Origin of the sequence: Pseudovibrio sp. M1P-2-3, from assembly GCF_031501865.1 — a bacterium.
GTDB classification, from domain to species: Bacteria; Pseudomonadota; Alphaproteobacteria; order Rhizobiales; family Stappiaceae; genus Pseudovibrio; species Pseudovibrio corallicola.
In genome coordinates, this window is the sequence record NZ_JARRCW010000003.1 from 1 (window position 1) to 10,966 (window position 10,966).

Annotated in this window: 6 protein-coding genes and 5 pseudogenes; 4 read left to right on the forward strand and 7 right to left on the reverse strand. The window is 50.8% G+C overall.

Going from position 1 to position 10,966, the window contains the following annotated elements:
- Window positions 1–4,509, forward strand: a 4,509-nt coding sequence (locus P6574_RS21625; protein WP_310622414.1) for a VCBS domain-containing protein, incomplete at its 5' end; no start/stop codon positions are given.
- 473 nt (window positions 4,510–4,982) lie between these two features.
- Here P6574_RS21625 and P6574_RS21630 read toward each other — a convergent pair.
- The 7 genes and pseudogenes from P6574_RS21630 to P6574_RS21665 form a co-directional block, all read right to left on the reverse strand.
- Window positions 4,983–6,047 (reverse strand): annotated as a pseudogene (locus tag P6574_RS21630) (IS630 family transposase).
- A gap of 117 nt (window positions 6,048–6,164) precedes the next feature.
- Window positions 6,165–7,395, reverse strand: a pseudogene (gene gltA, locus P6574_RS21640) (citrate synthase).
- Complete coding sequence (locus P6574_RS21645) at window positions 7,277–7,522, reverse strand: citrate/2-methylcitrate synthase (protein WP_310622417.1); 246 nt, start codon at window positions 7,520–7,522, stop codon at window positions 7,277–7,279. The pseudogene gltA and the gene P6574_RS21645 overlap by 119 nt, the downstream one beginning before the upstream one ends.
- 228 nt (window positions 7,523–7,750) lie before the next feature.
- Window positions 7,751–8,235, reverse strand: a pseudogene (locus P6574_RS21655) (hypothetical protein).
- Window positions 8,236–8,246: 11 nt separating this feature from the next.
- On the reverse strand, window positions 8,247–8,513 hold the full coding sequence (locus P6574_RS21660; RefSeq protein ID WP_310622420.1) for a glutamate--tRNA ligase family protein: 267 nt from the start codon (window positions 8,511–8,513) through the stop codon (window positions 8,247–8,249).
- A pseudogene (locus P6574_RS22210) lies at window positions 8,476–8,711 on the reverse strand (glutamate--tRNA ligase family protein). The gene P6574_RS21660 and the pseudogene P6574_RS22210 overlap by 38 nt, the downstream one beginning before the upstream one ends.
- Before the next feature lie 135 nt (window positions 8,712–8,846).
- Window positions 8,847–9,119: a glutamate--tRNA ligase family protein gene (locus P6574_RS21665; RefSeq protein WP_310622422.1), complete on the reverse strand. Its 273-nt coding sequence runs from the start codon at window positions 9,117–9,119 to the stop codon at window positions 8,847–8,849.
- 348 nt (window positions 9,120–9,467) lie between these two features.
- Between P6574_RS21665 and P6574_RS22215 the strand changes: the two are divergent.
- The 3 genes and pseudogenes from P6574_RS22215 to P6574_RS21675 form a co-directional block, all read left to right on the forward strand.
- Window positions 9,468–9,548 (forward strand): annotated as a pseudogene (locus P6574_RS22215) (hypothetical protein); the annotation flags it as partial.
- On the forward strand, window positions 9,527–10,096 hold the full coding sequence (locus tag P6574_RS21670) for a VCBS domain-containing protein (protein WP_405048168.1): 570 nt from the start codon (window positions 9,527–9,529) through the stop codon (window positions 10,094–10,096). The pseudogene P6574_RS22215 and the gene P6574_RS21670, both read left to right, overlap by 22 nt.
- Window positions 10,045–10,966 (forward strand): VCBS domain-containing protein (locus P6574_RS21675; protein WP_310622423.1); only part of this gene is annotated, 922 nt, incomplete at its 3' end. The genes P6574_RS21670 and P6574_RS21675, both read left to right, overlap by 52 nt.

The following is a 10,966-nucleotide window of genomic DNA, read 5'->3' on the forward strand; positions in this document are numbered from 1 at the left end:
TTGACAGCTGTTGGGGATGCAGCGGTTATTACAGACACCCAAATTCCATCGGTCACCGAGGACCGCGGTTACATCAACACCCACTATGAACTGCAGGTCTATGGACACCTGGACATCAGTGACCCAGATCCGGGGGAAGCGAAATTTGATATCAATAAAGGCCCCCAAACCTATCAGGGTATAGGATACGACACCTCGATGGGTGGTCACGTATTACTTCAACAAGATGGAGACTTCATTTACTACATTGATAATCGAAAACCTGCAATCCAACAATTGGGTGCATCGCAAACGGCCACGGATACTGTTACAATAAAATCGGTTGACGGTACAACACACCAGATCCAGATCACAATCCATGGGACCAATGATGCGCCGGTTCTAAAGGCCGCAACCGCTTCTACAACAGAGGGGGGCACGCGCTTAACTGGTCAGATGTCAGCCACAGATGTAGACCATGGTGATAGCCAAACCTATTCTCTGACTCAAACCGCGCCTGCAGGTTTTGTATTGAATGCAGACGGCAGTTGGAACTTTGACCCAACAAACTCGGCCTATGAACACTTGGCGGCAGGTGCTACACAGCATCTATCAATCCCGGTGACCGTCACTGACAAATCTGGTGCAACAGATACCCAGAACCTCGTAATTTCTGTTACTGGCACAAGTAATGCAGCGGTGATCGGCGGTGTAGATACTGGCAGTGTTACAGAGAATACTGCTGGTGTTGACATGTCCCCCGATTATGCCCAGCCCGGTATGGCGAAACTGGGTAAAACTACTCTTAGTGTAGATGGGCAACTAACGATTACAGACCCTGATGCAGGAGAAGCAGAATTTGATAGCAAGGGGTATGGATTTAATTATCACGGGCAGTATGGAGATTTACTATTAAACCCGAATGGCACATGGCACTACCATGCGGACGCTGGAAGCAACCGTTTCGTGGGGGGGCTTGCAACATCACACGGGACTGCTATCGACCAGCTGGGCGCCGGTCAATCTGTAACAGATACAATTACAGTTTATTCCAAGGATGGAACTTCTCATGACATCACTATTACTATTCACGGCAGTAATGACCGGCCCTACTGTTCTTCTACGGTTACACTCAACAGTGGAACCGAGGATATTTCCCAGACACTAACCAAGGCGCAGCTTCTCGCCAATACGGTTGATGTTGACGCGAATGATGTGGGTAAATTAAGTATCGAACTCCTACGTGTGGATCATGGCTCGGTTCGCGACAACAAAGATGGAACTTATACATTTACACCTGAGAAAGATTACAACGGGCAAGTGCACTTTGGCTTCGACGTCCATGATGCTCATGGGGGGGTAACACACACGGGTGCAACAACAACGTTGGCTGCCGCCTCGGACAAAGCGGTAATCTCCGGAACGGATACTGGCTCAGCAATAGAAGACAAAGTATCTGGACGTATCGTCATCAGCGGGAATCTTAATATCACCGATCCTGATGGGCCTACACAAGAACACTTCCAGTTCAGCCAGTTTGGGGAGCACGCGATTTCCGACCCATTTGGGGGGAACCTACACATCGATGCCGCTGGGAACTGGAGTTATGTGGTAGATAACAGTAACCAACAAGTTCAGCAACTTGCCGCAGGGCAAGTAGAGCATGCGACGTACCGGGTATCTTCTGCAGATGGTACAACACACAATATTGTTGTTGAACTGCGCGGCACCAATGATGCTCCAGTTTTAAGTGCTGCGACAACTGCAGCAACGGAGGGCGGAAGAGTTGTCACAGGGCACATGACAGCGACGGATATAGACAGTCCTAAGAGTAGCTTGCATTATACCAGCACAGCCCAGATAGATGGGTTTCAAATTGACGCAAATGGGCACTATCGATTTGATCCCTCAAATGCGGCTTATAACAGCTTGGCTGAGGGCGCTCACAAGGCATTAACTATACCCATTACCGTGACCGATGGAGATGGAGGGCAAGCGCAGCAGAACCTTACAATAAACCTCACGGGTACCAATGACCGACCGGTTGTGACAGCAACATCCGCCGCACCAGTAGATATGGGCGAGGTAACAGACGGTTTAACAAAAACATTTAGTCCGGGCGATCTGCTGAAGTTGGCCGGTGCGACTGATCCTGACAATGATAACTTGTCAGTTACTCAAGTGGATGTGGACGCTCAATATGGCTCATTTGCTCAAAACAGCAATGGCGAGTGGGTGTTTACGCCCGTTCACGGCAAAACAATAACCGATATCCCAGTGACAATGACAATTGGAGATGGTCATGAAACAATACTCTCCCACGGATTGCTGGATATCAACCACATTCCTCTAGCAGTTTCGTCCATCAGTCAGGATACAGGACTTAGTCATTCTGATTTTATTACAACGGATAATACACTAGTTTATCATGGTACAGGCACACCTGGGCATGAAATCGTCTTACTTTATGGGAGTAATGCTTCTGCCATAGTAGATGCCAGTGGTCATTGGTCGATTGATGGTAGCAACTTCAATCTATTGACTGGCGATCACAATTTCAGATTCTATGATATGCAGGCAGGGAATTTTATCACTCAGAAAGTCTATATCGCTCACGATAGGCCAGTACTTGTGATCAACAGTGTTGGCGGGGATGACCTGATTGACAGCGGAGAGCATGGGAAACCTCTCCTCATCAACGGGGAGACAGCTAATGCTCTTGACGGAAGTAAAGTTGATCTTGAAATAGCCGGAATCCATTATTCGGCAACTGTACAAGGCAATAAATGGCAGGTGACTGTTCCAGGGCAAGATATTGCCGCCATTGCAGACCAAAACCTTCTGGTACAGGGCACACTCAATACACTGGCAGGAATGAAGGCTACTGCGCAACACCATTTCGTAGTAGCTGCCAACCCACTCACGATGCATACGACAGCCAGTTTGAAAGAAGATTCTTCAATCACAGCAATGGGGCAGGTCATCCCGGGACAGCAAGTCGGGCATATTGACCACCCTGGAGCCTATGTTGGAAATTACGGTACTTTAAATGTAAATGCAGACGGCTCCTATAGTTATCAGCTGAACAACGGCGACAAGGCTATACAAGGTCTCAAGACCGGGGAAGGGTTACAAGAAAACTTCCTGTTACCTGTAACGGAAACTTCCGGTCAAAAACACTCTGCTGTAGTAGCAATCAAGATAGCCGGAACGGATGACAATCCAATCATCAGCGGCACTTTGGAGTCAGAACGGGCAATAAAGCAAGGAAACTGGACTCATCTTCATGCGGAAGGAGAGTTGTTTGTTACCGATGCAGATAACAAAGATCCGCTGACTGTAACAGTGAATGGCCAAAGTTGGGTGCCGGGAGAAGCTGCAAATATTGATACGGACATTGGCAGGTTACTCATTGAGCCGAATGGCCATTGGACCTATGAGCTCATTCATAGTGGCCCTAAACAAGACGCCTTCATAGCAGCAGCACGAGCGGGAGGACACCCGCAGGAAACTTTTAAAATTGTTGCAACAGATAGTGATGGGCATCAAACACGTCAACATATTGTTGTTACTATGGCTGCCAATGGGCCTGACTACACGTTGCGCGGCGTGCTAAGAGCAGCGGTCACAGAAGATAAAGTGACGAGTGTAAGTGGCCATTTGGATCCAGTAAGTGGTGATGGCGTTCTCGATGAAACCCATCACTACACGTGGTCCGTTGATCCCAATGCAAATGGTTCTCACGGCACCTTTACTGTCGATGCCCATGGAAACTGGCACTACGCTCTAAATAATGGGGAGGCCGCAATTCAGTCTCTCAAGCACGGAGATGTCATACAAGATCATGCGACGATCCAGGCAACGGATTCCCACGGGAAATTAATATCGAGAGATGTAGCCGTTGATATAATGGGCAGCAATGATACTGCTGTTATATCGGGTCATCACACCGGGTCCATAAAGGAAGATGCTATACAAGCAGTCACAGGGCAGCTTGTCGGGCATGATGCTGACAGTGGGGAGACTGTAGCCTTCCAGAGCCAGCATGCTGTCTCAGGCACTTATGGGCACTTTGAAATAGATGCCAGCGGTGCGTGGTCCTACCGGTTGGATAATCACAATCCCGATACTCAGCATCTCAGTGGTGGGCAGGTTGAAACTGATACATTCCTTGTTACAGCGCATGCGACCGATGGCACTATATTGCATCAACAAATCACTGTTAATGTAAGTGGTCATGAAGATCATCCCGTCATATCTGGAGCGGATACTGGGTCAGTTACAGAAGATGCGTTGAGAGATACAATCTCCGGCCAGCTAACGGCTACGGATACTGACACTGGCGATAAGCCCACCTTTCTAGAACAAACACAGGTCTCAGGAAACTATGGAAATTTTTCCATTAATGAGCACGGCGCTTGGCATTACCAACTTGATAACTCTCTAACTACTACTCAGGGCTTGATCCATGGAGATACAGCTCATGAGAGTTTTCAAAGTCGCGGTGCACACAGCACATGGCAATGGTGAAACCAGACCCATACTGTTCAAATTGAGGTGCATGGGACGGATGAGGGCCTTACATTTACCACCGCCATCTCCTCCAATAGCCAGTGATGAACCCATAACGGAAGATTATCCAACAGGTTGAAGAGGACAGTCTACTTCCCGTACCTGACAGCCGTTGGCGCGATGCAAAGTCAAACTGGAACACAATTGGATCTTGAAGGAAGCACCTATCTTAATGCCGTCGGAGTTGAATATGCCATGCCTCTACACCCTTTGATGTGCCGGACGAGGTCTTAACCGAGTATGGATGGAGGGCCTGCATCTCAGGCGATCCCCAACCCGATATTCATACACAGCTGGACCCATCAGATACATTCGAAGATATACAGCCGACGGACCCCCCATGGATGAAAGCGGTTCGAATTAGATCTACAGTGTCCTAAACTCAGCGTGTATTTAGAGCACATTGTATTCAGGCTTTATACCAACGGCACTTATAATTGACCTGTATGCGCCCAATTTCGTCTACCGATTGATGTGATTGTGTGGGGTTGTTGAATAAGCTTATTCCAAGCGGAACAGGCGGCATCGACAATTTCCTGGTAGTCTTGAAAGGTTCGGTTAGAGAGCCAGTTTTGCCGTAAGTACTGCCAAACATTTTCAACCGGGTTGAGCTCCGGAGAACGGGGTGGGAGCAGCAAGATGGTTATATTATCAGGCAACTTCAGTTTTGCCGTTGTATGCCAACCCGCTTGATCCATCAGGACCACTGCGTGCGCCCCTTTGGCGACGGTTCGGCTGATTTCTTTAAGGTGAAGCTGCATGGAATTGGTATTGGCTTTGGGCAAAACAAGTGCTGCCCCTTTGCCGTGGGCGGGGCAGATGGCCCCGAATACATAAGTTGATTGATAGCGCCCGTCGCTGGGAGCCCGTGGTCTCGTTCCTTTTTTTGCCCACCTTCTGGTGAGCCCATTTTTTTGACCAATGCGGGCTTCGTCCTGCCACCAGATTTCCATGGATGTTTGTGAGGCAAGGGCGCGCTTTTATTTCTTTAAGCCGGGCATGGAAGTTTTTTTATATGTCTCCATAACTTGCTCGTCCTGTGCCGGGTGCTGTGGCCGAACGCTGACCCGAGAAAATCCCAGAACTCTGAGGAGGCTTGAAATAGCCCTTTCGCTATAGCTGACCCCAAACTTCTGCTCGATCACACCTTGCAGATCCCGCCGACGCCAGCGAATTACGCCGTGTTGTTGTAAATCAGGCCCAGCCTCAACCAGATCTGCAAATTCAGCCATTTGCTCTTTATTTAACCACCGGACACGGCCCGGGATCTTACGATTGTACAGGCCGTGCGGCCCTTCTGCGTTAAACCGATGCACCCAGTCTCGCAGTGTTTGGCGGTCCATGCCGCCCATGCGTGCCGCCTCCAAGCGCGACAACCCATCATAAACAGCAGCAAGAGCAAGAAGGCGGCGGCTCTGCCTGACATCCTTACTTTGACAAGCAAGAGTTCGTAACGAAGAAGCATCATAGTCTCGGCGCAATGGGATCGCTGACATTGGGAATCTCCTTTCCCAATGTTGAATCACAATTCAAGTGATTTGGGAATCCTCATCCCGAGTCAAAAACAGGTGCCGTTGGTATTAGTAGCTGTAGCCGATCAAACGGAACGCGCTTTAATGATGCGAGAAAGTAAAAAGGGAGCCGAGGCTCCCCTTTTCCAATATTTGGGGTGCAACGCTTAAATTAGCGGCGCTGTCGATTGGCATATAGTCGCGGGAAGGAGCGCCAGTATAGAGCTGACGTGGGCGACCGATGCGCTGGGATGGATCCTCAACCATTTCTTTCCACTGTGCAATCCAGCCGACAGTACGTGCCAGAGCGAACAGAACGGTAAACATTGTCGTCGGAAGCCGAGCGCACGCAGTGTGATACCGGAATAGAAGTCAATGTTTGGATAGAGCTTTTTCTCCACGAAATATGGATCGGAAAGAGCGATGCGCTCAGCTCCATTGCAACGTGAAGAAGTGGATCATCTGGATGACCAAGTTCTGCAAGAACTTCATGCGTTGTTTTTTGCATGATACGAGCGCGTGGATCGTAGTTCTTGTAGACGCGGTGACCAAAGCCCATGAGGCGGAAAGGGTCGTTCTTGTCTTTTGCGCGGGCAATGAACTCTGGAATGCGATCAACAGTGCCGATCTCTGCCAGCATGTTCAGTGCAGCTTCATTGGCACCGCCGTGGGCAGGGCCCCAAAGACATGCAATACCAGCAGCAATACATGCAAATGGATTTGCACCTGAAGAACCAGCCAAACGCACTGTGGATGTAGATGCATTCTGCTCGTGGTCGGCATGCAGAATGAAAATACGATCCATTGCGCGGGCCAGAACCGGATTCACTTTGTACTCTTCAAGGCACTGCAAAACACATGTGCAGGAAGTTGGAAGCGTAATCCAAGTCGTTGCGCGGTAAACGAATGGCTGACCAACGTGGTACTTGTAGGCCATCGCAGCGATTGTCGGCATTTTTGCGATCATGCGCAAGGATGCAACCATACGCTGGTGTGGATCGGAAATATCCGTGGAATCGTGATAGAATGCAGAAAGAGCACCTACTGTTCCAGTCATAACCGCCATTGGGTGGGCGTCACGACGGAAGCCTTTGAAGAAGCTGGCCATCTGTTCGTGGATCATAGTGTGGTATGTCACACGATGGACAAAATCGTCCTTTTGGGCACGTGTTGGAAGCTCTCCATAAAGAAGCAGGTAGCAGCTTTCAAGGAAATCACCCCTGTTCAGCAAGCTGTTCAATTGGGTACCCGCGATACAAAAGCGTACCTTGGTCCCCGTCAATATAAGTAATTTTAGATTCACAGGATGCGGTGGATGTGAAACCCGGGTCATAAGTAAAGCAACCCGTTTCCTTGTAAAGCGCGGCAATGTCAATAACGTCTGGACCGACGGATCCTGAGCGGACGTTCAGGTCGATTGTATCACTTCCAATCGTCAGTTTTGATTTTTTTTCGCTCATAAAGGCAACCCCCTAGTTGTAGGTCCCAGACCAGGTGAAAGAACTAAATCGTATACCAGTGGATACACAGAAAGTTGATAGGCCACCCTTGGGGGAGTGGTGTCGTGAGAGTGCGTACCTTATTTGTCGCAGTACCGCAAGCGTAAGGAACCTATCAATTTTGGCTATTGGGAGAATACCGCAGCGTCGGGAAGACCTCAACCGCGGTATTTGGTTAACTTTTTGTGTTTATTTTGCGCAATCGCCAATGCGGGCGAGAGATTCTTGCTTACCAAGAACTTCCAGAACATCAAAGATACCCGGGGATGGGCCGCGCCCTGTGAGAGCAGCACGCAAAGGTTGGGCAACTTTTCCAAGCTTTAGTCTTCTTGCTCGGCAAACGCGCGTACGGCGGCTTCGGTGTTTTCCCCGCTCCAGTCGGTTACCGCTTCAAAATGGGGAAGAAGACGTGCCAGAACAGCGCGGGCATCTTCTGACAGAAGCTTCTCGGCCTTTTCGTCAAAGTCCAAAGGACGCTCTACCCACAGATACCTTGCAGATTCTTGCAGCTCTACGAGTGTCTTTGCACGTTCTTTGAGACCGGGAAGGGCTGCAAGGAATTTTGCTTCGTTTTGTGCATTTGAGAGCCATTCCAGTACCTGAACACCGCCCTCAACATCTGGCAGGTAAACCTTGAAGGCTTCAAGCAGCTCAGAATCTGGGGTGGAGCGCATGTAATGGGCGTTCAGGTTTTCCAGTTTCTTGAAATCAAAACGAGAAGGTGATTTGCCAATTGCGTCAAATCGAACCACTCGATCATCTGGTCAGTGGAGAAAATTTCATCATCTCCGTGGGACCATCCCAAGCGTGCAAGGTAGTTGCGCATGGCTGCTGGCAAGTAGCCCATTGCCCGGTAAGCTTCTGCGCCAATGGCCCCGTGACGTTTGGAGAGCTTTGCGCCATCTGTCCATAAATCAAAGGAATATGGGAGACAACCGAAGATCCCAGCCAAGGGCTTTGTAGATGAGGGCTTGACGAGCGGCGTTTGTCAGGTGGTCATCACCGCGCACAATGTGGGTTACACCCATGTCATGATCATCACAACTACAGCAAGCATATAGGTTGGGTTGCCGTCTGAGCGGACCAGAACCAGATCGTCCAGATCTTTGTTCGGGAACTTTACAGTGCCCTGAACTTTGTCTTCAATAATGGTATCGCCTTAAGGGCGCCTTCAGGCGAATAGCGGGAGAAATACCTTCGGGGGCTTCAGAGGGGGCCCGGTCACGCATGTGCCGTCGTAGCGCGGTGGGCGGGTTTTCAGCACGCGCTTTCTCGCGCATGGCGTTCACTTCTTCCGGCGTGCAATAGCAATAGTAGGCCGTGCCGTCTTCACCATCTGTTCTGCCACAGCTCTGTGACGCTCGGCATTGCCGTATTGGGAAACAGGCTCTCCATCCCATTGAATGCCAAGCCATGAAAGACCGTCTTTCAGGGCAAGAACAGCGTCATCTGTTGAACGGGGCGCGATCAGTGTCCTCAATACGAAGAAGCATTTTACCGCCCGTCCTTTGGCATATAGCCAGTTGAACAGAGCTGTGCGAGCCCCGCCAATGTGCAGGTAGCCAGTGGGTGAGGGGGAAAGCGCGTAACAACACTCTCAGTCATGGTGCTCTTAAATCTCTTAGGTTAGTCCCATCATTTACGGCGGTCGCCGAAGTCTTGTGCGCTGTGTACCATAGTGTTTCCCACCACCCAAGGGGAGAAAACAAGGTAAGTGCGTTGACAGTTATATCATCCTCAAACAACACGGAAAAACTTGAGGGAGTAGCCAAATCTTCGCGTAGGTGGCCCCTGTCGTTTTTTCGGGATAAGAGGGAGAGGGAGGCTCCGCACAGTGTTGTGAGAGAGGACTTTAGCTCTCAAAGTCCTTGTTCTCAAAATTTTCAGCTCGCAACCAGGACAGTTCGTGGCGCAACAAGCTCCCAAGGCGCCCATTGCAGTTTTACCGTGGCAGCCCGATGGCTCGTGGAGCTACAGCCTCAACAACCAGCAGCCGGCTGTGCAGGGCCTGGCCCATGGCGACAAGCTCACCGACAGCCTCACCGTACCTCCATCGAGGGCACCGCCCACCAACTCACCGTCACCATCAACGGCACCGACGACAAGGCGCAGATCGGCGGTACCGCCACCGGTGTGGTCACCGAGGAGACGGCGCTTCACACCGGCGGCCAGCTCACCATCACCGATCCCGATGCCGGTCAGGACCAGTTCGTGGCGCAACCAAACGCCCAAGGTGCCCATGGCAGTTTTACCGTGCAGCCCGACGGATCATGGAGCTACAGCCTCAACAACCAACAACCGGCGGTGCAGGGCCTGGCCCATGGTGACCAGCTCACCGACAGTCTCACCGTCACCTCCATCGACGGCACCGCCCACCAACTCACCGTCACCATCAACGGCACCGACGACAAGGCCCAGATCGGCGGCACCGCCACCGGGCGGTCACCGAGGAGACGGCGCTTCACACCGGCGGTCAGCTCACCATCACCGATCCCGACGCCGGTCAGGATCAGTTCGTGGCGCAGTCTCATGTGAGTGCCGCCCATGGCAGCTTCTCCATCCAGCCCGACGGCGCGTGGAGCTACAGCCTCAACAACCAGCAGCCGGCGGTGCAGGGCCTGGCTCATGGCGACCAGCTCACCGACCACCTCACCGTCACCTCCAAAGACGGCACCGCCCACCAACTCACCGTCACCATCAACGGCACCGACGACAAGGCTGTAATTTCGGGTGTAGACACAGGCAGTGTTACGGAGAATGCTGCTGGGGAAGATAAATCCCCTGATTATGCTCAACCGCATATATCTATGCTTGGCAAGGCTCCTCTTTATGTCAGTGGAAAATTGACCATTATTGATCCGGATGTTGGCGAAGCCAGCTTTGACAAAAAATCTGGCGCCTATGATTACCATGGTAAGTATGGTGACCTATTGCTGCATGAAAATGGAGAGTGGCACTATCATGCCAACGCAGGCAACATAAAAGTTGTGGGTGGGCGACCGACATCTCAAGGCACGGCTATTGACCAACTGGGTGAAAACCAGACCCTCACGGATACAATCACCGTCCACTCAAAAGACGGAACTGCGCACGATATAGTCATCACCATTCATGGCAGTAATGACCGGCCCTACTGTTCTTCTGAAGTCTCCTTGCATCCAGGAACCGAAGATACAAGTCAGACCATCACCGCGGCCCAATTGCTCCAGAATACGGTTGATGTTGATGCAAATGACGCTGGAAAGCTGAGTATTGCCAACCTTCATTCAGACCATGGCTCCATTCAGGACAACAAGGATGGAACCTACACGTTCACACCCGAGAAGGATTACAATGGCACTGTTCATTTCACTTATGATGTAAAAGATGATCATGGAGGTCTGACACACAGGCGCAACAACGACA

Excerpts from the sequence above, each read along its gene's own strand:
- P6574_RS21645 (WP_310622417.1), bottom strand. The coding sequence starts at position 7,522 with ATGAGCGAAAAAAAATCAAAACTGACGATTGGAAGTGATACAATCGAC.